Source organism: Haloarchaeobius iranensis (assembly GCF_900103505.1).
GTDB lineage: Archaea > Halobacteriota > Halobacteria > Halobacteriales > Natrialbaceae > Haloarchaeobius > Haloarchaeobius iranensis.
Map to the genome: position 1 here is coordinate 181,265 of NZ_FNIA01000005.1, position 24,754 is coordinate 206,018.

Annotated in this window: 23 protein-coding genes; 12 read left to right on the top strand and 11 right to left on the bottom strand. The window is 69.1% G+C overall.

What is annotated here, in order from left to right; translation table 11 throughout:
- Positions 1 to 134 precede the first annotated feature (134 nt).
- Entirely contained in the window at positions 135 to 608 is a 474-nt protein-coding gene (locus BLT27_RS06250) for a hypothetical protein (RefSeq protein ID WP_089732178.1), read from the top strand.
- A 133-nt stretch (positions 609 to 741) separates the two neighbouring features.
- Entirely contained in the window at positions 742 to 2,547 is a 1,806-nt protein-coding gene (locus BLT27_RS06255; protein WP_089732179.1) for a S9 family peptidase, read from the top strand.
- A 25-nt stretch (positions 2,548 to 2,572) separates the two neighbouring features.
- Here BLT27_RS06255 and BLT27_RS06260 read toward each other — a convergent pair whose 3' ends face one another.
- Positions 2,573 to 2,965, bottom strand: coding sequence for a hypothetical protein (locus BLT27_RS06260; protein ID WP_089732180.1), 393 nt, complete (start codon positions 2,963 to 2,965; stop codon positions 2,573 to 2,575).
- A 108-nt stretch (positions 2,966 to 3,073) separates the two neighbouring features.
- Here BLT27_RS06260 and BLT27_RS06265 point away from each other — a divergent pair, with 108 nt between their 5' ends.
- Complete coding sequence (locus BLT27_RS06265) at positions 3,074 to 3,589, top strand: hypothetical protein (protein WP_089732181.1); 516 nt, start codon at positions 3,074 to 3,076, stop codon at positions 3,587 to 3,589.
- 61 nt (positions 3,590 to 3,650) lie between these two features.
- Here BLT27_RS06265 and BLT27_RS06270 read toward each other — a convergent pair whose 3' ends face one another.
- Entirely contained in the window at positions 3,651 to 3,875 is a 225-nt protein-coding gene (locus tag BLT27_RS06270; RefSeq protein WP_089732182.1) for a hypothetical protein, read from the bottom strand.
- A 158-nt stretch (positions 3,876 to 4,033) separates the two neighbouring features.
- On the opposite strand from BLT27_RS06270, the gene BLT27_RS06275 reads away from it, so the two are divergent.
- Positions 4,034 to 5,119, top strand: a complete 1,086-nt coding sequence (locus BLT27_RS06275; RefSeq protein WP_089732183.1) for a lysylphosphatidylglycerol synthase transmembrane domain-containing protein — start codon at positions 4,034 to 4,036, stop codon at positions 5,117 to 5,119.
- A gap of 1 nt (position 5,120) precedes the next feature.
- Here the strand turns inward: BLT27_RS06275 and BLT27_RS06280 are convergent, their stop codons facing one another.
- From BLT27_RS06280 to BLT27_RS06305, 6 genes are all read right to left on the bottom strand, one after another.
- Positions 5,121 to 6,170 carry an NAD(P)-dependent glycerol-1-phosphate dehydrogenase gene (locus tag BLT27_RS06280; RefSeq protein WP_089732184.1) on the bottom strand — a complete coding sequence of 350 codons (1,050 nt, stop codon included), beginning with the start codon at positions 6,168 to 6,170 and terminating at the stop codon, positions 5,121 to 5,123.
- A 182-nt stretch (positions 6,171 to 6,352) separates the two neighbouring features.
- Complete coding sequence (locus BLT27_RS06285) at positions 6,353 to 7,273, bottom strand: dihydrodipicolinate synthase family protein (protein ID WP_089732185.1); 921 nt, start codon at positions 7,271 to 7,273, stop codon at positions 6,353 to 6,355.
- Positions 7,274 to 7,308: 35 nt separating this feature from the next.
- Entirely contained in the window at positions 7,309 to 7,947 is a 639-nt protein-coding gene (locus BLT27_RS06290) for a TVP38/TMEM64 family protein (RefSeq protein ID WP_175526398.1), read from the bottom strand.
- 82 nt (positions 7,948 to 8,029) lie between these two features.
- Positions 8,030 to 8,443 (bottom strand): EamA family transporter, encoded by a 414-nt coding sequence (locus tag BLT27_RS06295; protein ID WP_089732187.1) that lies wholly within the window; start codon positions 8,441 to 8,443, stop codon positions 8,030 to 8,032.
- Between the two features lie 63 nt (positions 8,444 to 8,506).
- A complete protein-coding gene (locus tag BLT27_RS06300; RefSeq protein ID WP_089732188.1) occupies positions 8,507 to 9,379 on the bottom strand; it encodes a DUF7979 domain-containing protein in 873 nt (290 codons plus the stop codon).
- A 70-nt stretch (positions 9,380 to 9,449) separates the two neighbouring features.
- Positions 9,450 to 11,378: a beta-CASP ribonuclease aCPSF1 gene (locus BLT27_RS06305; RefSeq protein WP_089732189.1), complete on the bottom strand. Its 1,929-nt coding sequence runs from the start codon at positions 11,376 to 11,378 to the stop codon at positions 9,450 to 9,452.
- A gap of 308 nt (positions 11,379 to 11,686) precedes the next feature.
- On the opposite strand from BLT27_RS06305, the gene BLT27_RS06310 reads away from it, so the two are divergent.
- Genes BLT27_RS06310 through BLT27_RS06325 form a run of 4 tightly spaced genes read left to right on the top strand, consistent with a single transcriptional unit; the run spans position 11,687 to position 13,757 of the window.
- Positions 11,687 to 12,169, top strand: coding sequence for a DUF7984 family protein (locus tag BLT27_RS06310; RefSeq protein ID WP_089732190.1), 483 nt, complete (start codon positions 11,687 to 11,689; stop codon positions 12,167 to 12,169).
- 44 nt (positions 12,170 to 12,213) lie between these two features.
- Positions 12,214 to 12,699 carry an OB-like fold-containing membrane protein gene (locus BLT27_RS06315; RefSeq protein ID WP_089732191.1) on the top strand — a complete coding sequence of 162 codons (486 nt, stop codon included), beginning with the start codon at positions 12,214 to 12,216 and terminating at the stop codon, positions 12,697 to 12,699.
- Entirely contained in the window at positions 12,696 to 13,232 is a 537-nt protein-coding gene (locus BLT27_RS06320) for a hypothetical protein (protein WP_175526399.1), read from the top strand. Before BLT27_RS06315 ends, BLT27_RS06320 begins: the two co-directional genes overlap by 4 nt.
- A 21-nt stretch (positions 13,233 to 13,253) precedes the next feature.
- Positions 13,254 to 13,757 carry an 8-oxo-dGTP diphosphatase gene (locus BLT27_RS06325; RefSeq protein WP_089732192.1) on the top strand — a complete coding sequence of 168 codons (504 nt, stop codon included), beginning with the start codon at positions 13,254 to 13,256 and terminating at the stop codon, positions 13,755 to 13,757.
- Positions 13,758 to 13,762: 5 nt separating this feature from the next.
- Here BLT27_RS06325 and BLT27_RS06330 read toward each other — a convergent pair whose 3' ends face one another.
- Positions 13,763 to 14,497: a hypothetical protein gene (locus BLT27_RS06330; protein WP_175526400.1), complete on the bottom strand. Its 735-nt coding sequence runs from the start codon at positions 14,495 to 14,497 to the stop codon at positions 13,763 to 13,765.
- A 472-nt stretch (positions 14,498 to 14,969) separates the two neighbouring features.
- Between BLT27_RS06330 and proS the strand changes: the two genes are divergently transcribed.
- From proS to BLT27_RS06350, 4 genes are all read left to right on the top strand, one after another.
- Positions 14,970 to 16,460: a proline--tRNA ligase gene (gene proS / locus BLT27_RS06335; protein WP_089732194.1), complete on the top strand. Its 1,491-nt coding sequence runs from the start codon at positions 14,970 to 14,972 to the stop codon at positions 16,458 to 16,460.
- 185 nt (positions 16,461 to 16,645) lie between these two features.
- Positions 16,646 to 21,193 (top strand): glutamate synthase large subunit, encoded by a 4,548-nt coding sequence (gltB, locus tag BLT27_RS06340; RefSeq protein WP_089732195.1) that lies wholly within the window; start codon positions 16,646 to 16,648, stop codon positions 21,191 to 21,193.
- 116 nt (positions 21,194 to 21,309) lie between these two features.
- Positions 21,310 to 22,299: an NAD-dependent epimerase/dehydratase family protein gene (locus BLT27_RS06345; protein ID WP_089732196.1), complete on the top strand. Its 990-nt coding sequence runs from the start codon at positions 21,310 to 21,312 to the stop codon at positions 22,297 to 22,299.
- An 81-nt stretch (positions 22,300 to 22,380) separates the two neighbouring features.
- Positions 22,381 to 23,397: a hypothetical protein gene (locus tag BLT27_RS06350; RefSeq protein ID WP_139172265.1), complete on the top strand. Its 1,017-nt coding sequence runs from the start codon at positions 22,381 to 22,383 to the stop codon at positions 23,395 to 23,397.
- Positions 23,398 to 23,409: 12 nt separating this feature from the next.
- Here the strand turns inward: BLT27_RS06350 and BLT27_RS06355 are convergent, their stop codons facing one another.
- Both BLT27_RS06355 and BLT27_RS06360 read right to left on the bottom strand, forming a co-directional pair.
- The gene (locus BLT27_RS06355; protein WP_089732198.1) at positions 23,410 to 23,994 is read right to left on the bottom strand and encodes a GNAT family N-acetyltransferase; all 585 of its coding nucleotides are present in this window, start codon (positions 23,992 to 23,994) and stop codon (positions 23,410 to 23,412) included.
- A 465-nt stretch (positions 23,995 to 24,459) separates the two neighbouring features.
- Positions 24,460 to 24,754 (bottom strand): transposase (locus tag BLT27_RS06360; RefSeq protein WP_139172266.1); only part of this gene is annotated, 295 nt, incomplete at its 5' end.

The window sequence follows — 24,754 nt, forward strand, 5'->3', positions numbered from 1 at the left end:
CAAAAGTGTCTTTTGGGTTCGGGTCACCAGTAGGTTGTGACGGAATCTAACAGCCGGCAGACCTGTCCTGCACAAAGCATATGATGGCTGGCATCGTCTGGGTGGCCGTGAGACAGAAGAGCGACGAGTAAAGCATGAACCGGAGAACGGTGTTACGCCTGTCCTTGATTGGTCTCCCGGCGACATCCGGCTGTATTGGAACCAATGAAAGCCGGGCGGTAACCAGTATCGAAACGAACAGTTGTAGTGAACAGTATATAGTTCCAGATATACAAATCGAGAATCAGACTAGCTCGGCGCGGACGGTACACGTCGAGATTCGTGGTGAATCGGGGGAGGAGACGCAACTGCTATTCTCGAACACGTATCAGGCACCGGCAGACACCGTCACAGAGGAGTCGGAACGGATATTCAAGGACAACGGGCGCCCGTTCGACACGTACCGGGCCGAAATCAGTTCGGGGAGCGGGGAGCAGTCGATGGACGTCAGTTCGGTCGCGGCGGAACCATCCCTCCACAGCGTCCGCGTCATCCTGAGCGATTCCGGGATAACCGTTCGGGACCATCACGCCGACCCAGGTGAGGACTACAACCCGAACTGCTACTGACTCCTGGTTCGGCGGTTCTCGCGGCTCTCGGACTGACCGCTTCCACTCGAAGTGTCACCGGTCCCGCCGGTCATCCGTGGTCCGCAGTTCCGCCACCCGAACCCATTAGCCCCGTCGCCGCCACGTCCGTCGTATGCCATACGATATCGAGCGCTATCTCAACGTCCGGAGCGCCTACGGGGCGTCGTTCGGGCCCGAGGGCGAGCGCGTTTCCTTCCTGATGGACACGACCGGCACGCCGCAGGTCTGGTCGGTCGACGGGCCCGGCGAGTGGCCCAATCAGCGCACGTTCGAGGACGAGCGCGTCGGCTTCGCGTCGTGGTCGCCCGAGCGCGACGAACTCGTCTACGGGATGGACGAGGGCGGCAACGAGCGGATGCAGTTCTTCCGGATGAGCGGCGACGGCAGTGAGGAGGTCGCGCTCACCGCACACCCGGACGCGAAGCACCGCTGGGGCGGCTGGAGCCACGACGGCGAGCGGTTCGCGTTCGCGTCGAACCGCCGCGACGAAAGCGTGTTCGACATCTACGTGCAGGGCCGGGACGAGACCGGCGACGACGCGACGCTGGTCCACGAGGGCGACGGCTGGCTCAGCGTCGGCGGCTGGAGCCCGAGCGACGACCGTCTCGTCGTCTCGCAGGCGTACTCGAACTACGACCAGGACCTCTACGTGCTGGACCTCGAATCGGGCGACTTCGAGCACCTGACGCCCCACGAGGGGAACGTCCGGTACACCAGCGCGTCGTGGGGACCCGACGGCGACGCCCTGTATCTCTGTACCGACGCCGACTCGGACACGCTCTATCTCGCGCGGCTCGACCTCGCAACCGGCGACCTCGAGACGGTGGTCGACGGTGGCGACTGGAGCATCGACGGCGTGTCCCTCGACGACGAGACTGGGCGGCTGGTCTACTCGCGCAACGTCGACGGGTACACCGAGCTGACCGTCGGTAAGCTCGCCGGCAGGACCGACATCGAGGAGTTCCCGTCGCCGGACCTCCCCGGCGGTATCGCGGGCGGCGTCTCGTGGGGGCCCGACGCCGAGCGGTTCGCCGTCACCGCGACGGGTGCGGCCGTGAACACCAACGTCTACGTCGTCGAGACGGAGACGGGCGCGACCGAACGGTGGACCTACGCCGCGACGGCGGGCATCCCCGAGTCGTCGTTCCGCGAGCCCGAGCTCGTCCACGTCGAGAGCTTCGACGGCCTCGAGGTACCGGGGTTCCTCACGCTGCCCGACGGCGCGTCGGCTGCCGACCCGGTGCCGGTCATCGTCTCCATCCACGGCGGCCCCGAGTCCCAGCGTCGCCCGTCGTTCAACCCCGTCAAGCAGTACTACCTGAACCGCGGCTACGGCTACTTCGAACCCAACGTGCGCGGCTCCGCCGGCTACGGGAAGGCGTACAGCCACCTCGACGACGTGCGCAACCGGATGGACTCCGTCGCCGACATCGAGGCCTGCCTCGACTGGCTGGAGAGCCAGGGCGCCGTCGACGCGGACCGGCTCGTCGCCATGGGCGGCTCCTACGGCGGGTTCATGGTGCTCGCGAGCCTCATCGAGTACCCCGAACGGTGGGCTGCGGGCGTCGACATCGTCGGCATCGCCAACTTCGTCACGTTCCTCGAGAACACCGGCGAGTGGCGGCGCAAGCTCCGCGAGGCCGAGTACGGCTCGCTCGACGAGGACCGCGAGTTCCTCCAGTCCATCTCGCCGACGGAGAACGCCGACGCCATCCGGTCGCCGCTGTTCGTCATCCACGGCGAGAACGACCCGCGGGTGCCGGTCGGCGAGGCCCACCAGATCGTCGAGGCTGCAGGCGAGCAGGGCGTCCCCGTCCGCGAGCTCATCTTCGAGGACGAGGGGCACGGGCTGACGAAGCTCGAGAACAAGGTGGAGGCCCACACCGCGGTCGCTGCCTTCCTCGACGAGCACGTCTGAGACGCGGGGGCGGGCGACCCGGTGGTCAGCCGACCACCGCGCCGATGACCGACGCGATCGAGAGGAAGACGAGGAGTCCGCCGACGACGTAGCACGCGAGCCCCAGCAGGTTGCCCCAGGTCCGCCATTCCACGAAGTCAACGATGACGAGGAGCGTCTGGAGCGGGAGCGATGCGTCGTCCCTGTTCTCGATCCCCTCGTAGTCGAGCGTGTTTCGGAGGCGACCGAAGCCCAGCACCCCGAGGCCGACGCCACCGATAGCGACCGAGAGCATGACCTCTCCAACGACGTGCGGCACAGGCAGTGCTGTCGCACCAGCGACGAGGATCACGGCACAGAGGACACTGGTCGCCGTGAACGCGAACACCCGGCGGACGTAGTCCATCGACCGAACCGGCGTTTCACCGATGTTTCCCATACGCCAGTTCGTGAATCATTTTACATCAATCATTCGGGATTAAATCCTGGCCGGGGATGGCTCCGCTTCGGACGTGCCATTATCCGCCTGGCCCGCGAACGGCCCGACATGGACGGACTCCCCCGTCGTCGTCTGCTGACCTGCCAGTCGAGTTTCCTGACGCTCGGCGCGCTGGCGGGCTGTCTGGACGGGGACGACGCCAGTCCGGAGACGACCGACGGCACCGGAACTGGCGACAGCCACGGAACCGACGACCTCGACCTGCGCGAGGCGAACGTCGTCGCCGTCGCCGCCGAGGACGGGGACGGCAGCTACGCGTTCGACGTCACGCTGCACCACGACGACGACGGCGAGGACGGCTTCGTGGACTGGTGGCAGGTCGAACGGCTCGACGGCAGCCGGCTCGGCCGCCGCGAGCTGCTGCACGCGCACTCCCGACAGCCGTTCACGCGGTCCGAGACCATCGAGATTCCCGGCGAGGTGACCTGCGTCGTCGTCCGCGGGCACGACCGGACGCACGGCTACGGCGGGGTCGCGATGCTGGTCGACCTCGAATCGGGGGCCACGCGACGGGTCGACCAGGGTACCGAGCCGCGGTCGTTCGACGCGAGCGACTGTCCCTGAGTGGGTGCGGTCTCGTGGTGTGCCAGTCGGTCCCCGGCTACTCGCGTGCCCCCTCTGCTCGCTACCCGCCGAGATAGTAGCGGTCGTAGAACAGCAACAGCCCGAGGAAGGCGACGACGAACACGACGACGGTGAGGATGGTCACCCCGATACCGCTGGCGAGGCCAGTCCAGGCCAGGGCCACCTCCGTGACTGCCGTGGCGGCCAGTGCCGCCGCGAAGAAGCTCCCGACGAGGAACAGTAGGTTTCCGAGGGAGGACGGCTCCCCGGTCGCGTCATCGGCCATATCAATCGATAGGTGTCCGCGGGGACAAAAGACCCCCTGCTCGTGGCGAGCCAGACCAGCCCCGCACCGGCCCGGCTCCCGTCGACCCCTCCCCTGGCCCCCCGGACGACCGTGGAACACCCGATGCGCTCTTGTGTGCCACGTGCGACTGACCCCACATGGGACTGCGGGAGATCGTCGCTGGCGTCGTCGCGGGCCTCGTCGTGGTCGCCCTGCTCGCCGTCGGTGTCGGCTGGGAGCAGGTGCTCGACCGGGTGCTCGCGGCCGACAAGCCCCTGTTCGGGCTGGCGCTGCTCGCCGGGTTCGGCTCCATCGCGGCCTGGGGGCTCTCCGTCTACGCGCTCGTCCGTCCGATTCCCGACGCGCCGGGGCTGCGTCGGTTCTCCGGCCTCTTCCTCGCCGCGGTGTTCGTCAAACAGGCGCTCCCCCTGGGCGTCGCTGGGGGCGCGGCCATCATCGCCTACGTCGTCTCGCGGTACTCCGACGCGACCATCGAACGGACGCTGCTCGCCACGACGGTCGCGGGCTTCCTCTCGACGGTCGCCTCGGCGCTCGTCGCCGGGGTCGGCCTGCTGTTCGTCCTGCTCACGCGTCCCGTCCCACAGTGGATCATCCAGCTCACCGTCGTCCTGGCCATCGGGCTGCTGGTGCTCATCACGGTGGTGACGGGCTTTGCCATCTGGCCCGGCATCCTCCGGCGGGCGACGGTCAGGTTCGCCGGCGCGGTCCACCCCACGGTCGCGGCCCTGTCGACGCGGGTCGGGAGGGTCGTCGAGCCGAACCAGGTCCGCGCACGCCTGGACCGCTTCGTCGACACGGGCGAGGTCGTCGCCAGACATCCCCGGGCCGTCGTGGCGTCGTTCGCCGCGGCGGTCCTCGCGTGGGTGTTCACCGCCGCCGCGTTGAGCTTCTCGCTGGCGGCGGTCAGCAGCCCCGCGCCGCTGTCGGTCTCCGCGTTCGCCGTCACGGTCTCCGGAGTCGCGACCGCCGTTCCGCTCCCGGGTGGCCTCGGCGGGGTCGAGGCGACGCTGTCGGCGCTCGTCACCGTGATGAGCGGCGACGCGGTGACCAGGGTCGGCGCGGGCGTCGTGCTGTACCGGGTCGCGACGTTCTGGCTCCGGCTGGTCGTCGGCGGGCCCGCCGGCGTGGCGGTACTCGGACGCTACGGCTCGGGCTCGCAGGCGCTCGACGAACTCGACGAGATAGAGGAGAGCGTCGGCGACGTCGGGTCGGCGAGCGAGTAGCCTACTCGATGACGCCGGTCTTCCTGGCGGTCTCCCACGCCGCCTCCTCGCTCATGCCGTCGCCGAGGATGGTGTACCGGTCGCGGATCTCGTGACACGTCGTCAGCGCCTCGACGAGCGTCTCCGGCGGGATGCCGAGCTCCCCCGCGGTCGTCGGCGCGTCGATGCTCCGGAGCGCGTCCCGGATGTCCGTCCAGAAGCCGCGGTCGCCGCCGTGGAGGTACGCCGTCAGGATGGAGCCGACGCCGACCTGGTGCCCGTGCAACGCCGGCTCGGGCGCGATGCGGTCGAGCTGGTGCGAGAACAGGTGCTCGGCACCGGAGGCCGGCCGCGACGACCCCGCGATGGACATCGCCACCCCGGAGGAGACCAGCGCCTTCGTCACGACCCAGGCGGACTCCTCCAGCCCCGGACGCACCGAGTCCGCATTGTCGACGAGTATCTCGGCGGTCATCTCCGAGAGCGCGGCCGCGTACTCGGAGTGGGGCACGTCCTTCAACCGGTTCGCGAGCCGCCAGTCCATCACCGCGGTGTAGTTGGAGATGATGTCCGCACAGCCCGCCGTCGTCAGCTCCCACGGTGCCTCCGCGAGCACCTCGGTGTCCGCGACGACTGCAAGCGGCGGGTCCGCCGCGACGCTGTGGCGGGTGTCGCCCTCAGGGACCGACCCGCGCCCCGAGACGATGCCGTCGTGGCTCGCCGCCGTCGGCACCGAGACGAAGCCGAGGCCGACGTGGTCGGCCGCCATCTTCGCGATGTCGATGGCCTTCCCGCCGCCGACGCCCAGCAGGAAGCCCGGCTGCGTCGCCTCCGCACGCTCGATGACGCGCTCGACCGACTCGAACGTCGCCTCCTCGACCACGACGACCGCCGAGTCCGTGAACTGCGACTCGATGGCGTCGCCGACCAGCGACCGGGGCGTCGGGCTCGTCACGACGAGCGGTCGCCCCTGCAGGTGCAGGTCGTCGACGACCTCCGCCGTGCGGTCGACGACGCCGTGGCCGACCACCACGTTCCGGGGTAGCCGGATCCACGTCGATTTGGTGAACATACCCCAACGGACACCGGCCGTCGGGAAAGGAGTTACGCGACGCCGAGAGACGTCGGAGACGGTGGGGAGAGGCGCCGAAACGGCTGGTACGGTGTCGAACCGGCGGGATGGTGGTGAGTCGGGGACCGGACGGGGTAGTGAGACGGCCGCTCCGCACTCGAACGAGAAACAGCGGTAGCGACTCAGCTGTCCAGCAGCCCGAGCTCCCGAAGCTCGTCGGCGAGCGCCGCCTCGTCCGCGTCGTCCATCCGCCGCAGCGGGCTCCGCAGCGGCCCGGCGTCGAACCCCTGCAGCGAGAGCGCGGCCTTCACGCCGGCCATGTACGGCCCCCGCTTCAGCGCGGAGCGCACGTCGTACACGTGGCTCTGCAGTTCTCGCGCGCGGTCCTCGTCGCCGGCGTCGTAGGCCTCGTACAGGTCCACGACGAGCTCGGGGAAGGCGTTGGCGACCGCCGAGACCATCCCCGAGCAGCCGACCTCCAGGCCGGGGAACAGCAGCGAGTCGGAGCCCGAGAGGAACGTCAGCTCGGGGTGGTCGTCGATGGCCTGGCCGAGCCACGGCACGTCCTTGCTGGAGTCCTTGACGCCGACGAGGTTCGGGATGGCGGCGAGTTCGTCGACGGCAGCGAGGGAGAGCTCGTTGCCGGTCTTCGAGGGGATGTGGTAGACGTACGTCGGCAGGTCGACGGCGTCGCAGACGCGTCGGTAGTGGTTCACGGCGGCGGTGTCGTCCAGCGGGTAGTAGAACGGTGTCACGACGACGATGCCGTCCGCGCCGGCCTCGGCGGCGGCCTCGGCCCGGACGACCGTGCGCTGGGTGCTCGGCGCGCCGACCCCCGCGATGACGGGGACCTCGTCGCCGACCTCGTCGACGACGGCGCGGACGACGCGGTCCCGTTCCGTCCCGGAGAGCATCGCGAACTCGCCGTTGGTGCCGAGCGGGAAGACGCCGTGTGCGCCGCCGTCGACGACGTACCGGGCGTGGGCCGCCGTCCCCTCGTAGTCGACCGACTCGTCGTCGTGGAACGCCGTCACCGTCGGCGGGACGACGCCGTGGATGCCGAGCGGGTCGTCGGAGCCGGGCGCGGGAGCGTTCGAAGTCATGTGTCGAAGAGTACGCGGAATCGAGTTAATAGTTCCTACGACGCGCGGCGCTCGACGTACCGCTGGTACAGCGGTCTGGCGACCAGCGCGAGCGCGAGGACGCCAGCACCGACGAGCACGAGCGGGTCGACGGAGCTGCCGGTGGTGACGTTCCGCGCGGAGACGCCGATGGCCATGATGGTGAGAATCCACGGTAGCTCGCCGACGAACGTTCCGAGGATGAACGTCCCGAGCGGCACGTCGGCGAGCCCGGTGCCGTAGGCCACCGCGTCGGCGGGCGCGGGCGAGAGCCGGCCGGCGATGGTGCCCCGGAGGTCGCCCGTCGCGTCGAACAGCTCGTCGCCGGAGCGCCGCAGCCAGCCGAGGACGCCGTCGTCGCGCTTGTACCACCGGCCCGCGTAGTACGCTGGAAGCGCCGTGAGGACGCCGCCGGCCAGCGCGATTGGGAGGCCGGGCCAGCCGAACCGGTAGCCGACGACGAGGGTGAACGCCGTGACGGGGACCGCGAGGAACGGTCGGACGAGGTAGCCGACCGCGAGGATGACGACGAACAGCACGTCGCTCTCGACGGCCGTGAGGAGCCCCGGGACGTCGCCCCCGACGGCCAGGCGGGCCAGCACGAGCAGCGAGAGCACCGCGAGGACGACCGCGGCCTGCCGGTATCTTCGTCGCACTACCTGAGCGAGGGTCAGTTCGCACTTGTGGGTTTCGAGACCGACCGGGAGCCGGCGTCGACGACGGTGTCGAGCGGCCGGCTCAGTTCGCCAGCAGCGCGACCGCGGCGACCGCGAAGCCGACGCCGCCGACGCGCTGGAGGGTCACGGGCTCGTCGAACAGCACGACGCCGAGGGCGGCCGCGACGACGAAGTACAGCGCCGAGACGGTCGTCACGACGCCCGTGCTCCCGCGCTCCAGTCCGGCGTAGAACGCGACGGCGGCGACGCCGGAGAACACGCCCGCCGCGACGGCGAGCAGGACGCCGTCGCGGGTGTAGCTGACCGGCTCGGTGCGCGTGAGGACGTACGCGCCAGCGAGCGCGGTGCCGACGAGGTAGGAGACTATCATCGCGACGGTCGGCGAGGTGCTCTGCGTGGCGGCGTCGGCGAGGACGGCCCAGACCCCCCACGCGAGCATGGCCAGCAGCGCGAAGACGACGGGTGCGGTCGACATACGACCGGCGAGACGCTCGGGGGTCGAAAACGTTCCGAGGCGGCGCGCGGCTGAGCGTCGGGACTACTCGACGCTCAGCCGGAGGGTCAGGTTGTGGAGGAGGACGGCGTCGGCCTCGCGTGCGAGCCGGACGAGCGCCTCGGAGGGGGGCGTCGCCTCGTCGTCGCCGACGGAGCTGTCGGCCGCCACCAGCGCCGCGACCTCGTCGGTCACCGCCGGCTCGACCGGCGTACAGTCGAGCACCGGCGGGTCGTCCGCGTCGACCGGCTCCAGCGAGAGCACGTACCAGACCCGGTTCGCGAAGAACTCGGCGTCGGTCTGCTGCCGTTCGCGTCCGGTGTACACCGTGCCGTCGAGGCGGACGTAGCCACCGTCGAGGACGGTCCGTGCGAAGGTGCCGAGTTCTGTCTCCGGGTACACCTCGGCCGGGTCGCTGCCGGTCGCGTTGCGGACGAACTCGCGCTGTGCGGCGGTCAGTTCGCTCCCGTCGGCAACGGTCGCGTCGTCGGGCACCGATTCTGCCGGGGCGGCCTCGAACTGCATCACGTAGCGACCCCCGGCCTGCACGTCGACGGTGTAGGTGCCGTCCGCGGCGTCGGTGTTGCGGAGTTCGACCGTCTCGAACGCGGCGAGGCCGGGCGACGGCGGCCGGTTCACGGCGAGTGGATAGTGGCCGCGGACCACCCCGTCCGTGCGGGCGGCGTCGGCGAGCAGCCCCCGCAGCCCCTCGGGGACCACGCGGATGGGCTCGTCGGCCGCGGTGGGGTCGACGTCGTCGAGGCTGACGGCGGAGGGTCGGGTCGTCCCGTCCGTCGGGTCGACGGTCGTGTCGGTGTCGTCGTCGGGCTGGTCGCTCCCGTCGCCAACTCCGGCACAGCCCGCGAGGGTGTCCGTGGCCGCGGCGACGCTCGCGACGAACGCGCGTCTGGAGGGCATCACGTCGAGCAACCGCGAGAACGGGTAAGTGTCTTCTGCCGGGAACGTCGGCCGCGGAGCCGCGGTCGCGTTACTTGAACCGGAACGTCTCCAGGTTCTTCGGCGCGAACGTCCGCATGTTGAACTCGTGGTAGAGCGCCGAGGAGAGGTCCTGCACGGAGGACTCGTCGCCGTGGACACAGAGCACCTTCTCGGGGCGGGGGTTCATCGTGCGGACGAAGTCCTCGAGGCCCTGCCGGTCGGCGTGGCCGGAGAAGCCGTCGACCGTGTGGATGTCCATCTTCAGCTTCAGCGTGTTCGAGCGGCCGCCGTTGCCGCCGCGGTCGTTGATGGGTATCTCGTCCCAGCCGTTCTGGATGCGGCGACCCAGCGTCCCCTGGGCCTGGTAGCCGACGAACACCATCTTCGAGTCCTCCTGGCTGCCGACGTGGCGGAGCCAGGACATGATGGGGCCGCCCTCGACCATCCCGGAGGTCGAGAGGATGATGCAGGGGCCGCCGTCGGCGACCTCCTGGCGCTCCCCCTCGCCGCCGTCGATGTGGTTGAACTCGTCGGCGAGGAACGGGTTCTCGTCCTCGTGGAAGATGCGGTCGCGGAGGTCGTCGCGGAGGTACTCGGGGTACGTGGAGTGGATGGCGGTCGCCTCCCAGATCATCCCGTCGAGGTGGACCGGCATCGAGGGGATCTTCCCCTTGCGCATCGCCTCCTCCAGGACGAGCATGATCTCCTGGGAGCGCCCGACGGCGAACGCCGGGATGAGCACCTTGCCGTCCTGCTCGTGAGCCTCGTTGATGACCTCGATGAGCTTTCGCTCGGAGTCCTCCTGGTCGGTCTGGTAGTCGTTCCGGCCGCCGTAGGTGGACTCGAGCACGAGCGTCTCGACGCGCGGGAAGTCGTTCACCGCGCCGTTGAACAGACGGGTGTCCTTGTAGTGGATGTCACCGGAGAAGGCGACGTTGTAGAGGCCGTCGCCGATGTGGAAGTGCGACACGGCGGAGCCGAGGATGTGGCCGGCGTTGTGGAACGTGAGCTTCACGTCCGGCGCGATGTCGGTCACGTCGCCGTACTCCAGCGGGATGGTGTGCTTGATGGCCTCGCGCACCATCTCGGACTCGTACGGCGGCGCGCGGCCCTCCTTGGCGGCCACGTCGAGGTAGTCGAGCGTGAGCAGGCCCATGAGGTCCCGCGTCGGCTCGGTCGTGTAGATGGGACCGTCGTAGCCGTACTTGAAAAGCAGCGGCAGCAGCGCGGAGTGGTCGAGGTGGGCGTGGGTGAGCACGACCGCGTCGATGTTGGTCGCCCCCGCACCGAGCGCCTCGGGCACCTGCAGGTAGGGCACCTCGTCCTCCGCGCCGGGCTTGTCGCCGCAGTCGATGAGGATGCGCGTCTCCGGGGTCGAGAGAACGAACGCAGCGCGTCCGACCTCGCGACAGCAGCCCAGCGTCGTGATGCGGACGTACTCGTCGTTAGACATCTCCTCGCGGTGGATCTGCCGACCCACGCGCTCGAGGATGTCGCGGCGCTCGTCGCGCTCCTGCTTGAGGAAGTTACGGACGTTCGAGACCGTCGAGGACTCGATGGGCGGCGTGCGGACGACCTCCGGGGTCCAGCCGACCTTCTTCGTGATCTCGCGCAGGGTCGAGCCGTGGCGGCCGATCACCATCCCCGGCTTCGCGGCCTCGATGACGACCTCGCCGGTGTCGGCGTGGAAGTCGAGGTCCGTCACGCCCGCGTCCTCGGGGATGACGTCCATGATCTGCTCGCGCGCCGACTCCGGCCGGGAGAGCACGTCGGGGTCGGGGCGGACCGTGATTCGCTTTCGCAGCTTCGAGGCGAGCTGGCGGATGAGGTCGCCCTGCTGGGCGAACTTCTTCGGGTCGCGCGTGTAGACGACCAGCTCAGGTCCCTCGTATTTGACGGCGGACACCGAGATGTCGCTCGGTATCTCGCTCTTTATCTCTGCTTCCAGTTCTTCGAGTTGTCGATCTACGGAACTCATATGTCGAGAAATTCAGTCGCGTCCGGACGGCGTGTTCCGCCCGTTCCGGCCGACCGTCTGCGCGACCCGCTCCGTCCGTCGCGGACGGAACCGCCACACCCCCCAGCGTCCGCACTGCTCTCGGACTGGTGACGTGCGTTGCCGCGCGTGTCGTATCGAGACATTGTCGGTGGAAACTGCGGTTCGAGCCCGTCCCGGACGCTTGCTCGTCGGGAGGCCTCGGGGAGAACCCGCTTACTCGGTCGTATGCCCCCGCTGTTATAAAAGCCTTCGCAATACTCAGGGCAGGGCCGCCCGTAGCACGGCCCATGCAGGTCACGGAGGCCGTCGTCGAACGCGAGTACGAGTGGGTCCGCGACCGGTCCGCCGTCGTCGTTCCGCTGACGAATCGAGTTCGCACCGACCTCGGCGAGGCGTTCGGCATCGACGTCGACCCGGTGACCGAAGCGCAGTACGTCGCGGTCGTGGACGAGACGTTCGCCGACGGCGACCGGGCGGTGAACGTCGCAGCGCTGGTCGGGCTCCTCCGCGACCTCGATGTCGAGGGGGACTACCCCGGCTTCGTCGTCGACGAGGTGCTCGGCCGGGAGCTGGCCGCGACCATCGCGGGCAGCCAGCCACTGCGGATGCTCGGCGAGGCGACGTTCCACTACGCAGACATCGTGACACACGGCGATACCGACGATGCGGCCGGCGCGGACGACCTGGACGCCGCGCTCGCCGCCGGCACCCAGGAGCGCATCCCCGGGTGGGGCTGGACCGAACGCGAGAGCCCCTTCGCGATCGACTGACAACCGAACGAGCTACCAGCCCTCGGCGAGAAGCGGTGCGACAGATGGAGCGTCCGCTCGTCAGACTGCTCGTGGTCGTCTGCTGTCTCGTGGCTGCCGGCTGGCTCGCCGTCGACTACGCCGACCAGACCGACGAGCGGGGAACGTACCCGAGCGACCGGGCGCTCGCCGCGGACTTCGAGGCCCACCACGGCGAGTCGGTGTTCCTCTGGCTCGAGGTGGTCGAGGTGACCGAAGACGGCTTCGTCGGGACGTTCGACCCGGCCGACACCCGGGTCGTGGTGAGGGGCGTCGGCTCCGGCGCGGACATCGGGGCGAACGACCAGGTGCAGGTGTACGGCACCGCCCGACCGGACCACCGTATCGACGCCGAGCGGGTCGTCGTCTCCCACGGCGAGAACCGGAGCTACATGCTGGTCGTCTCGGGGCTCGCGGCGCTGTGGGCGCTCGGGTTCCTCCTGCTGCACTGGCGGCCCGACCGCGAGCGCGCCGTCCTCACGCCGAGAACGGGCGACGGTGGTGAGTCGTGAGCGACCTGCTGACCCACGCGCTCACGGCCTTCGCCGTCGCCACCGTCGCCTCGTGGGTCGTCCCGTGGTTGGCCCGGCGGCACGTCCCGCTCGCGACGGCGGGCGCGGTGGTCCCCGACCTGGCGAAGGGCTACTTCGTGACCGGCGACCCTCAGGTGACCGTCGCGGGCGTCACTGGCTCGTGGTACGCCCTCCAGACCGCCGGCGTCGTCACCTGTCTGCTCGTCGCCGGTGTGATGCTGGTCGAGCGCGCGGAGCGTCGGGTCGCACTGGCCGCGCTCCTCGGTGGAACGGGGCTCCACATCGGCATGGACTACCTCGTCATCCGGGCCGGAGGCGTCGCGCCGCCGTACCTCTACCCGCTGACGTGGGCCGAGCTCCCCTCGGTGGACGCCTATCTGAGCTCGAGCGTCTGGCCGTCGCTGGTGGCGCTCCCCGTCGCCGCGCTCGTCTGGTACGTGGACCGCCGGGGGCTGGCTCCCGGGGCTGACTCGACCGCACCGGAACGTACCGACGGCGACAGAGCTAACTGAGCCCCGCGCTGTCAGGCAGGTATGGCCGACGACCGCGACGAGGCGACCGTCTGCTACCCCGTCCGGAGCGACCTCCCCCTCGCGCCCGACGACGAGCTACTGATGATCCGCAAGCGCCGCGGGCTGGGTGCCGGCCGCTACAACGGCCCCGGGGGGAAGGTCGAACCCGGGGAGAGCCCCCGCGAGAGCGCGGTGCGGGAGACGCGCGAGGAGACCGGGCTCGAGGTTGGCGACCTCACGAAGCGTGCGGAGTTCGACTTCTTCTTCGGCGAGGAGCACATCTTCCTGTGTCACGTGTACGTCGCCCGCGAGGTGGCCGGGACGCCCGAGACCACGCCGGAGGCCGTCCCGGAGTGGCGGTCCCGCGAGTCGGTGCCCTACGACGAGATGTGGCCGGACGACGAGCTGTGGCTCCCGCAGGTCCTCGACGGCGGCACCGTCCGCGCGACCTTCTACTTCGACGACGACGGCGACGAACTGCTGGACCACGAGCTACGCGAGGGCGTCGAGTTCGGCGAGACGTAGCGGGGTCAGGCGACGACGTCCCCGCCGAGCCCGTCGGCCAGCTCGGTCAGTTCGGCGTCGATGTCGACGTCCTGCCCGACCAGCCCGGCCGCGATGGCGAGCTGTCGCCGCGTCTGTGTGTCGCGTTCCGAGAACTTCACGACCCAGAAGTACGGGACGCCGGCGGGGTTGCCCGCGACGAACTCGGCCGGGCGACCGGGCGCGGTGTCGAACGAGTCGAAGAACGACTCCTCGACGCTCCCGCCGACGAACGCCCACCAGAGGTCGTCCTCGCCCCGCGTCACGGACTGCGCGACGTACACCTCGGCGGTCCCCTCGGGTGTCGAGAGGGACCGGCTCGCCGCGACGGGACCGTCACCGGCGTGTCCCGCGATGGCCTCGTTCCAGAGGCTCACCACGAAGTCCGGCGTGCGGGTCGGCCGGAAGCCCAGCACGAGCCGCTGGTCGTCGGTGCGCTCCACGGTCGTGAACCGCCCCGGCGTGCCGGGGTAGACCCCCGCCTCCACGCGGTTGCCGGGCTCCAGCTCGTCGACCACGGGCTGCAGCTCGCCGCCGTAGTTCGTCGTCGAGACCGCGACGGCCTCGCCGACACGCACCGCGGCTGGAATCTCGGTCTCGAACAGCGGGTGGACGAGCATCGTCCGCCCGTCCGAGCGCGTGCCGAGGACGCGCCACTCGCCGGTGAGCACCTTCATGCCGATTCCTCCCCTGTCATCGTTCCCCCGAATGTCATCGTACATCTACACGTCGGCAACCGGCTTGGGTATGGTCACTGGACAGTGGTGGCTCGGTGAGCCTACCAGCCCCGAACCCGGGCCTGGGAGTCCTCCAACAATCGGTGTGCGGCTGAGAAGCCAACAGTTGGCGCGCGACTGGCGAGCGTGCCGAGCCCCGCGAGGTCTCCGCGAACGCAGTGAGCGGAGGGCAGCGAGACGACGAAGGAGTCTCGCCAGGCCGCGAGCCATTCGTGCGAGGGACGAGAAGCGCAGCGGAGCGAGCATCGCAGGAGGGTGGGGAGGTTCGAGGTGCGGGTGGCGGTCGGGTGGGACTGAACGGGCCGAGAACCTCGGGGCTTTCTGTCGGTTGTCGCTACCAGTTATTCTCACGCATGCAGGAGCTCTCCATATGTCCACAATCACAGCCACAATCACTCTCAGACGCAGTCGCACACGTTCAAGGGGTTTATAATCCAGACAGGAGTCCGTACAGACAATGAGTGGAGAACAGGAACTCGGTATCACCGAGTCCAAGGAGTACAACACGGGCGAGTGGTACGCCGAAGTGGTCCAGAAGGCGAAGCTGGCGGACTACGCGCCGATGGGGGGGTTCATCGTCACCCGACCGCGGGGCTACGAGCTGTGGGAGCGACTGCAGGACCACCTCGACGGCTGGTTCAAGGAGACGGGCGTCACGAACAGCTACTTCCCGCTGTTCATCCCCGAGAGCTACCTCGAACAGGAGAAGGACATCGTCGAGGGGTTCGATCCGGAGGTCGCGTGGGTGACCCACGGCGGGCACGACGAGCTGGAGGAGCGCCTCGCGGTCCGCCCGACGAGCGAGTCCATCATCACACCCTTCATCAGTGACTGGGTGCGCAGCCACCGCGACCTGCCGATGCGGCTGAACCAGTGGGCGAGCGTCGTGCGGTGGGAGGCGACTGAGACGAAGCCGTTCTTCCGCACCAAGGAGTTCCTCTGGCAGGAGGGCCACACCGCCCACGCCACGAACGAGGGGGCGTGGGACGAGGTGATGACCCGCCTCGACCAGTACGCGAAGCTGTACGAGGACGTGCTGGCGATTCCGGTGCTGCGGGGCTCCAAGCCCGAGCACGACAAGTTCCCCGGCGCGGACACGACCACCTCCGTCGAGGCGCTGATGCCCGACGGGAAGTCGGTCCAGGGCGGCACCAGCCACCACCTGGGGCAGTCGTTCGCGGAGGCGTACGACGTGACGTTCACCGACGAGGACGAGGACGAGCAGACGGCGTACACGACCTCGTGGGGGCTGTCCTGGCGGGCACTCGGCGCGCTCATCATGACGCACTCGGACGACCAGGGGCTCGTGCTGCCGCCGGCGCTCGCCCCCGAACAGGTCGTCATCGTGCCCATCTACAACGACGAGAACCGCGAGGAGGTCATGCAGTACTCCTCCGAGATCGCCGCCGAGCTGCAGGAGGCGGGCGTCCGCGTCCACCTCGACGACCGCGACGAGCGCAACCCCGGCTTCAAGTTCAACGAGTGGGAGCTCAACGGCGTCCCCGTCCGGTTCGAGATCGGCGGCTACGAGGTCGAGGACGAGGAAGTGACGGTGGTCCACCGGCCCGACGGCGAGGAGGTCGTCGAGGACCGCGCCGACATCGCCGACGCGGTCGAGGAGCACCTCGACGCGGTGTTCGACAAGCTGTACGCCGCGGCCGAGGAGAACCTGGTCGAGAACGTCCGTGCGGTCGAGGACGTCAACGAGATACTCGGCACCATCGGCCAGCACGGCGGCTACGTGAAGACGCCGTGGTGTGGCGACGACGCCTGCGAGGAGGCGGTCAAGGAGAAGGTCCACGCCGAGATCGTCCTCGTCCCGATGGACGACGAGGCCGTCCCCGAGGCCCAGCTCGACGACGGCGAGGCGCTCGAACTCGAGAGCGACGAGTGCACGATGTGCGGCGAGCCGGCCGAGGAGATCGCGTACTTCGCGAAGACGTACTGAGGGTTCGAACCGTCTCGACTCGTCTCAGCTCGCGGTCGAATCGGGGACTCACCGGCCCGCACGCATCCGTTCTGTGGTCTCTCACCGAGTGGAGATATCCACAATCAATATTGCCTTATATGTGTTATTAATACCCTTAGCCATTCAGGAGTAGCCTCTTATACGAGTCAGTGTCCCGTGTACACATGAACCAGCCACAGCGGGTCACCCCTGCCAGCCGGGGGCTCGCGGACCCGGACGACGAGCGGTCCAACTGCGGGGTCGGGATGGTGATGGACCTGGCGGGCGGCAGCGACCACTCGGTCGTGGCCGACGGGCTCGAACTCCTCGAGAACCTCGAACATCGCGGGACGACCGGTGCCGAGCCGAACACGGGCGACGGCGCGGGTATCCTGCTCCAGACGCCCCACGCGTTCCTCGCCGACGAACTCCCCGTCGAGCTGCCGGAGACCTACGCCGTCGGCGCATTCTTCTTCCCGCAGGCCGCAGCGGAACGCGAACCGATGCAGGAGCTCGTCGAGACCTCACTCGCCGACCGCGGCGTCGACGTGCTGCACTGGCGCGATGTCCCGACGGACAACGAGGGACTTGGCCGGACCGCCCTCGACTCCGAGCCGGACGTCTGGCACGCGGTCGTCGCACCTGCGGCCCCCGAGACCGACACCGAGACGTTCGACCGGGCGCTGTACGAGGCCCGGCGCGTCGTCGAGAAGACCGTCGACGAGGTCGAGTTCGAGGGCGCGGAGCGCTTCTACGTCTGCTCACTCGACCGCAAGACCCTCGTCTACAAGGGGCTCCTGACCGGCGAGCAGCTCCCGAGCTACTACCCGGACCTGCGCGACGGGCGCGTCGCCTCGACGTTCGTCATGGTCCACGAGCGCTTCTCGACGAACACCCTCGGCGCGTGGCACCTCGCGCATCCATACCGCGGCATCGTCCACAACGGCGAGTTCAACACCATCCAGGGCAACGTCAACTGGATGCGGGCCCGCCAGACTGACCTCGAATCGGACGACCTGGACCTCGACGCCGTCCGACCCATCATCCAGGACCCGGACCAGTCCGACACCGCGAGCGTCGACAACGCGCTCGAACTGCTCACCCAGGAGCGGGACCTGCCACACGCGCTGCGGATGCTCGTCCCCGAGGCCTGGCGCGGCGACGACTCGATGGACCTCGCCCGCAAGGACTTCTACGACTACCACGCGTCGCTCGTCGAGCCGTGGGACGGCCCCGCACTCGTCTGTGCGACCGACGGCGACCGCGTCGGTGCCGTGCTGGACCGGAACGGCCTGCGTCCCTGCCGCTACGACGTGACGACCGAGGACCGGCTCGTGATGGCCAGCGAGGCCGGCGCGCTCTCCCTCGACGAGAGCGAGGTCAGGGAGCGCGGCCGGCTCCAGCCCGGCCAGCTGTTCCTCGCAGACCCCCAGCAAGGCCGGGTCGTCCCCGACGACGAGGTGTTCGACGACCTCGCTGACGAGCGGTACGGCGACTGGGTCGCCCAGGAGCAGGTCGACCTCGCGGACCACGCCGCCGACGACCCGCGGCCGACGCCCGCGGACGACGACGCCGCGAGCGGGCTGCGAGCCCGCCAGACCGTCTACGGCTACACCCGTGACGAGCTGGACAACCTCATCGAGCCGATGAGCAAGAAGGGGAAGGACCCCGTCGGCTCGATGGGCGACGACACGCCGCTGTCGGTGCTGTCGGACTACAACCGGCCGCTGTTCTCGTACTTCAAGCAGCTGTTCGCGCAGGTGACGAACCCGCCGCTGGACTACATCCGCGAGGAGCTCGTCACCTCGCTGGAGACGCGGATGGGCTACCAGCGCAACCTGCTCGGCGAGAGCCCGGAGCACGCCCGCCAGCTCGTCGCCGACTCGCCGGTGCTGACCGACGCCGAGCTGGGCGCGGTACGGGACCTCGACGGGAGCGAGGCAAGCGGCGGCATCGAGACCGCTGTCGTCGATATCACCTTCCCCGTCGACGGCGACCTCGGGGCGGCCGTCAAGCGCGTTCGCGCGGCCGCCGCCGAGGCTATCGAGGACGGCGCGGACGTGGTCGTGCTCTCCGACCGCGGCGTCGGCCCCGACCGCCTGCCGGTGCCGAGCCTGCTCGCGACCGGCGCGGTCCACCACCACCTCGTGCGCAACGGCCTGCGGAACCACGCCGGGCTCGTCGTCGAGTCGGGCGACCCCCGCACCGTCCACCACACCGCGACGCTCGTCGGCTACGGCGCGGACGCCATCAACCCGTACCTCTCGTTCCGGACCATCGCCGACGTGACCAGAGGGCCGGACGGCGCGGACCTCGCCGCGGCCATCGACGCCTACATCGAGGCCGTCGAGGGCGGCCTGCTGAAGACGATGGCGAAGATGGGCATCTCGACGGTCGAGAGCTACCAGGGGGCGCAGATCTTCGAGGCCGTGGGACTGGATTCGGACTTCGTCGCCGAGTACTTCGAGGGCACCGAGAACCGCACGGAGGGTATCGGCATCGAGGACATCGAGGCCGACCTGCGCGACCGCCACGCGACGGCCTACGACGCAGAGGGTGCGCCCGAGCTCGAACGCTCCGGCGAGTACGAGAACCGCTCCGGCGGCCTCCACCACCAGTGGAACCCGAACACCGTCGGCGCGCTCCAGCAGTCCGTGCGGGCCGGCGACTACGAGCACTACGGCGAGTTCGCCGAGATGATCAACGACCAGAACGAGCAGCTCCAGACCCTGCGCGGGCTGCTCGAGTTCGACAGCGACCGGGAGCCCATCCCCGTCGAGGAGGTCGAGCCGGTCCACGACATCGTCGAGCGCTTCTCGACGGCCGCGATGAGCCTCGGGAGCCTCAGCCCGGAGGCCCACGAGAACAACGCCGTCGCGATGAACCGCATCGGCGGCAAGGCCAACACCGGCGAGGGCGGCGAGCCGCCCGAACGGTTCGACACCGAGAAGGAGTGCGCCGTCAAGCAGGTCGCCTCCGGCCGCTTCGGCGTCACCGCGACGTACCTCGCGAACGCGGACGAACTGCAGATCAAGATGGCACAGGGCAGCAAGCCCGGCGAGGGCGGCCACCTCCCCGGCGAGAAGGTCAACGAGATGATCGCCCACGTCCGCAAGTCGACCGCGGGCGTCGGGCTCATCTCGCCGCCGCCGCTGCACGACATCTACTCCATCGAGGACTTAAAGCAGCTCATCTACGACCTGAAGGCGTCCAGCCCCGACGCGGACATCAACGTCAAGCTCGTGTCCGAGGCCGGCATCGGCACCATCGCGGCCGGCGTCGCGAAGGCCAACGCCGACGTCATCCACATCTCGGGGCACTCCGGCGGCACCGGCGCGTCGCCGCGCACGTCCATCAAGAACGCCGGCCTGCCCTGGGAGCTCGGGCTCGCGGAGGCGAACCAGACGCTCCGGCGGACCGGCCTGCGCGACCGCGTCCGGCTCACCGCCGACGGCGGCATGAAGACCGGGCGCGACGTGGCCGTCGCTGCACTGCTCGGCGCCGAGGAGTACATCTTCGGCACGGCCGCGCTCGTCACCGGCGGCTGCGTGATGGCCCGCCAGTGCCACAAGAACACCTGCCCCGTCGGCGTCGCCACCCAGCGCGAGGACCTCCGAGCGCGGTTCCCCGGCACGCCCGACCACGTCATCAACTACGTCACCTTCGTCGTCCAGGAGCTCCGCGAGATCATGGCCGCGCTCGGCTTCGAGACCGTCGACGAGATGGTCGGCCGCGTCGACTGCCTCACCCAGCGGGAGAGCGACCACGAGAAGGCCGGCCAGCTCGACCTCTCTGCCGTCCTCGCCGACACGGGCGAGGGCCCGCGCCGGAAGGTCCGCGAGCAGGACCACGAGCTCGACGGCCACCTCGACTACGGGCTGCTCGAGCAGGCCGAACCCGCCCTCGACCGCGGCCAGCCCGTCGGCATCGCCACCGAGGTGTCGAACACCGACCGCACCGTCGGGGCCATCCTCTCGAACGCCATCGCCAGCGAGTACGGCGAGGCGGGTCTTCCAGACGGCACGGTCAACGTCTCGCTCCGGGGCACCGCCGGCCAGTCCTTCGGCGCGTTCCTCGCCAGCGGCGTCGCGCTCCACCTCGTCGGCGGGGCGAACGACCACGTCGGCAAGGGCCTCTCCGGCGGGCGCATCGCCGTGGAGACGCCCGCGGACGCCGGCTTCGACCCCGCGGAGAACGTCGCCGTGGGCAACGTCGCGCTCTATGGCTCGACCGACGGCGAGTGCTACGTCAACGGCATGGCCGGCGAGCGCTTCGCGGTGCGCAACTCCGGCGCGACCGCCGTCGTCGAGGGTGTCGGCGACCACGGCTGCGAGTACATGACCGGCGGCGTCGTCGCCGTCCTCGGCGGCACCGGGAAGAACTTCGCTGCGGGCATGTCCGGCGGCATCGCCTACGTGCTCGACGAGGACGGCTCGTTCGAGGCCGACCTGAACACCGGGATGGTCCACCTCGAGCGCGACCTCGACGAGCGCGACCGCGCGATGCTCCGCCGTCTCGTCGAGAACCACGTCGCCTACACCGACTCCGAGCGCGGCCGTGAACTGCTCGAGAACTGGGACGCCGCGCTCGACTCGTTCGTGAAGGTCATGCCCGACGCCTACGAGCGCGTCCTCTCCGAGGAAGACGCTGCCGACGTGCGCGAGGAGCTCCCCGAGAGCGCCACCGCCGTCGCGGAGGCAGGGGCGACCAGGTTCGCGTCGAGCGACGACTAGCCGTCGGCCGCCCTGCCCGCCCCGGTCCTGATTCCTGGATGGCCGCACCCGGCAGGCCCCGGTAACACGGACCCGGAATCACCACGTTCATCCCCCGACCGACCCTCGCACCGCACATGGAGACGGCACTCATCATCGGCGGCACGCGGTTCATCGGCCGACACACGGTGGCGGAGTTCCTCGACCACGGCTACGAGGTCACGGTCTTCAATCGGGGGACCCACGACAACCCGTTCGCGGACGACGACCGGGCGAGCCACGTGCAGGGCGACCGGACCGACGACGCCGAACTCGCCGGCGCGGCACGCGAGGTCGAGCCCGACGTCGTCGTGGACTGCGTGGCGTACTACCCCCGGGACGTCCGCACGGCGTGTCGCATCTTCGACGACGTGGACGCCTACGTCTACATCTCCTCTGGCTCGGCCTACGGCGCGGAGGTCATGCCGAAACGGGAGGACGAGACGGCGCTCTGTGACTGCACCGAGGAGCAGGCGACGGACGACTCGAGCGAGAGCTACGGCCCGCGGAAGGCGGAGGGCGACCGGGCCATCTTCGCGGCCGCCGAGGACGGCGTGAACGCGATGGCGGTCCGCCCCTGCATCGTCTACGGGCCGCACGACTACACCGAGCGGCTGGACTTCTGGATCGACCGCGTGCGGAACCACGACCGGGTCGTCGTCCCCGGCGACGGGACGAACGTCTGGCACCGGGCGTACGTCGAGGACGTCGCGAGCGCGCTCCGGGTCGTCGCCGAGGCGGGCGAGCCCGGCGAAGCGTACAACGTCGGCGACCGGCGCCTGGTCACGCTGGAGGAGATGGTCGAACTCGTCGCCGACGCGCTGGACGCCGACGTCGAGGTCGTCCACGCCTCCGAGCGCGAGCTGGCCATCGGCGACCTCTCGCTCGACGACTACGTCCTCTATCGCGACTACCCGCACGTGCTCGACACGAACAAGCTCGCCGCGCTGGGCTGGGAGTCGACGCCCGTCGACGAGGCGATGCAGGCCGCTGCCGACGACCACCTGGCGTCGGACCGCGACGGCAGCGAGCACGACCCCGGCCGCGAGAACGAGGAGCGCGTCCTCGGCGTGCTCGACACGTTGTGAGCGGAAGTAGTGCCAGATGAGCTGGCCGAAAGTATCCACTTCACAATCTATTAGTGTGCTGATACTGTTTGCCGGGACACGATGGAACGACGACGCTTTCTGCAGGTAGCGGGGGTCGCGGGGGCGACGGCGATGACCACACTGTCGGGCTGTAGCAGCCTCACGGGCGGCGGTGGCGGCACGCCCAGCGGCGACCGCGCGACCTACGACTCCTGGGTGGCCGCCGGCGTGAGCGAGCCGGTGAACGCCTTCACGCTCGACCTCGCGGTGTACCGGACCCTCCAGAACCAGGACGAGGAGACCCAGACGCAGACCGAAACCTCGTCGAACGTCGGGGGCGACCCGCTGGCGGGCATCCCGGCGACGTACCTCTTCGCCGCGGCGCTGGGGCTCGGGTTCGGACTGGCCCAGACCGGCCTCTCGTCGCTCGTCCAGGAGGACGGCTCGGCCCAGCGGGCGCACTTCGTCGACAACGGCATCGTCCTCGAGGGGTCGTTCGACGCCGAGACCGTCGGGTCGTCGGTGTCCGGGGCCGGTGGCCAGGAGGCCGACTCCAACGCGGGCTACACGTTCTACCGCAGCGGCTCGGGGAGCGACGGCACGGTCATCGCGGTCTCCGGCGACGCCGTCGTCGTGGTCCGGGGCGGCCAGACCGTCGCGGACCCGATGGCACGAACCCGGCGACTCGTCGACGCGAACGGCGGGAACACCGACCGGTTCCGGTCGGGCTCCGACGACTACGATTCGCTCGTCACGGCGCTCCCGAACCGCGGGATCATGGGCGTCGCCTACAGATCCGATGGCGGTCTGTTCGAGATCGGTGGCGCTGGCGCCGGCGGCGGCACGAGCGGCCTCGCCAGCTTCAGCGACCTCGACCTCAGCGGCAACGCCGTCGGCGGCGCGACGAGCGCGTCGTTCTCGACCGACCAGCTCGACTCCACCGTCGCCATCCTGTACGAGAGCGAGAGCGAGGTCGACGCGAAGGCCGACATCGAGGCCGCACTCGGCGGGGAGGCTTCCTCCAGCTCGGTGACAATCGACGGGCGGATGGTGTACGTCGAGGGCACGTTCGAGGACCCGAACACCGGCGACTCCTGACTCCGGGGTCCGTCACCGGTCCAGCTTCGCCTCGAGGTCGCGTTCCACGTCGGGCCACTCCGAGTCGAGGATGCTGTAGTAGGCGCTGTCCCGTGGCTCGCCGTGGATGAGCATGTGTCTGCGGAGGATGCCCTCCTCGACGGCACCGATGCGTTCGAGGGCCTCACGCGATCGCTCGTTGCCCGCGGCGGTCTCGAACTCGACGCGGACGCAGTCCCACTCCTCGAACGCGTGCCGGAGCTGCAGCAGCTTCGCCTCGGTGTTCGCGGCGGTCCGCCACTCGTCGGGGGCGAGCCACGTCCAACCGATCTCGACGCTCCGGTTCGCCGGCCGGATGTTGCAGAACCGCGTCGAGCCGACGGCCTCGCCGGTGTCCTGGCGGACGGTCGCGAACGGGAGCGCGTCGCCGTCCGCCTGGGACTCCAGCGCGGTCTCGACGAACTCGCGCATCTTCCCGGGCGTGGCGTAGGCGTCCGCGAACCACCGGAAGATACGCTCGTCACTCCCGGCGGCAGTCAGGTCGTCGAGGTGTTCGTCGGGGTCGAGCGGCTCCAGGCGGACGTACTCGCCGGCGAGCGTGACGGGGTCGAGGTTCACGCAACTGCTTGTTCCTGTGTCGGGAAAACCGTTGGTAGGCCTTGGTCAGGACAGGGCCCCTAAACAGCACAATACAAATCGCAAGGATAAAAATCAAAGTGGAAAGTGGAAATTTAAATACAGTGGGGCGGGATAGAATAGCATGGGCCTGTTTGCATACCGAAAAAACACTGTGGATTGCCCTCCATTACATAGGGTTATTGATGTAATGTGTAGTGAGAACAAAGAATACACCCCCGTAGGGTCTTGTTGATGCGGCAAGAGATGGGCCTACTTCTATTGATAGTATCGACGTCATTCACTGGAGTCGCAGCTGTCGATGCTGAGGGAAAGAGTAACGAGAGTGGTCCGCTGGAGAACCGTTCAGTGACTGTTTCATATGAAAACCTCTCGTACAATGTCGAATACTACCCCGGCAATTTTAGTCTGGTTGGGCTTCATTGAATCCGCAGAGGGCGACGGGATTCACTGTTTCACGGCTTGTTCGACGTTGTAGACTGCGGCGGCGAGCACAATTTCACGAAACTGGCGATACCACGCTCGCGCTCGGACGGCGGAGCCGTACGAGCGCTTAATCACCGAATTCACCGTCTCACACACCGACCGCTGGTTGTAGAGGTCATCGTCGATCCGGGCGTTGTGCGCGTGGTCGTACGGTGCGAAGACGCGATGCTTGATCAGCGGTCGAACGCCTTCTGCGCGAAGCTCCTCGCGGAAACCCATATCGTCGTAGCCCTTGTCGGCGGCGAGGCTCCGCAGG

Excerpts from the sequence above, each read along its gene's own strand:
- BLT27_RS06250 (WP_089732178.1), top strand. The coding sequence starts at position 135 with ATGAACCGGAGAACGGTGTTACGCCTGTCCTTGATTGGTCTCCCGGCG.
- BLT27_RS06255 (WP_089732179.1), top strand. The coding sequence starts at position 742 with ATGCCATACGATATCGAGCGCTATCTCAACGTCCGGAGCGCCTACGGG.
- BLT27_RS06260 (WP_089732180.1), bottom strand. The coding sequence starts at position 2,965 with ATGGGAAACATCGGTGAAACGCCGGTTCGGTCGATGGACTACGTCCGC.
- BLT27_RS06265 (WP_089732181.1), top strand. The coding sequence starts at position 3,074 with ATGGACGGACTCCCCCGTCGTCGTCTGCTGACCTGCCAGTCGAGTTTC.
- BLT27_RS06270 (WP_089732182.1), bottom strand. The coding sequence starts at position 3,875 with ATGGCCGATGACGCGACCGGGGAGCCGTCCTCCCTCGGAAACCTACTG.
- BLT27_RS06275 (WP_089732183.1), top strand. The coding sequence starts at position 4,034 with ATGGGACTGCGGGAGATCGTCGCTGGCGTCGTCGCGGGCCTCGTCGTG.
- BLT27_RS06280 (WP_089732184.1), bottom strand. The coding sequence starts at position 6,170 with ATGTTCACCAAATCGACGTGGATCCGGCTACCCCGGAACGTGGTGGTC.
- BLT27_RS06285 (WP_089732185.1), bottom strand. The coding sequence starts at position 7,273 with ATGACTTCGAACGCTCCCGCGCCCGGCTCCGACGACCCGCTCGGCATC.
- BLT27_RS06295 (WP_089732187.1), bottom strand. The coding sequence starts at position 8,443 with ATGTCGACCGCACCCGTCGTCTTCGCGCTGCTGGCCATGCTCGCGTGG.
- BLT27_RS06300 (WP_089732188.1), bottom strand. The coding sequence starts at position 9,379 with ATGCCCTCCAGACGCGCGTTCGTCGCGAGCGTCGCCGCGGCCACGGAC.
- BLT27_RS06305 (WP_089732189.1), bottom strand. The coding sequence starts at position 11,378 with ATGAGTTCCGTAGATCGACAACTCGAAGAACTGGAAGCAGAGATAAAG.
- BLT27_RS06310 (WP_089732190.1), top strand. The coding sequence starts at position 11,687 with ATGCAGGTCACGGAGGCCGTCGTCGAACGCGAGTACGAGTGGGTCCGC.
- BLT27_RS06315 (WP_089732191.1), top strand. The coding sequence starts at position 12,214 with ATGGAGCGTCCGCTCGTCAGACTGCTCGTGGTCGTCTGCTGTCTCGTG.
- BLT27_RS06325 (WP_089732192.1), top strand. The coding sequence starts at position 13,254 with ATGGCCGACGACCGCGACGAGGCGACCGTCTGCTACCCCGTCCGGAGC.
- BLT27_RS06330 (WP_175526400.1), bottom strand. The coding sequence starts at position 14,497 with ATGTACGATGACATTCGGGGGAACGATGACAGGGGAGGAATCGGCATG.
- proS (WP_089732194.1), top strand. The coding sequence starts at position 14,970 with ATGAGTGGAGAACAGGAACTCGGTATCACCGAGTCCAAGGAGTACAAC.
- gltB (WP_089732195.1), top strand. The coding sequence starts at position 16,646 with ATGAACCAGCCACAGCGGGTCACCCCTGCCAGCCGGGGGCTCGCGGAC.
- BLT27_RS06345 (WP_089732196.1), top strand. The coding sequence starts at position 21,310 with ATGGAGACGGCACTCATCATCGGCGGCACGCGGTTCATCGGCCGACAC.
- BLT27_RS06350 (WP_139172265.1), top strand. The coding sequence starts at position 22,381 with ATGGAACGACGACGCTTTCTGCAGGTAGCGGGGGTCGCGGGGGCGACG.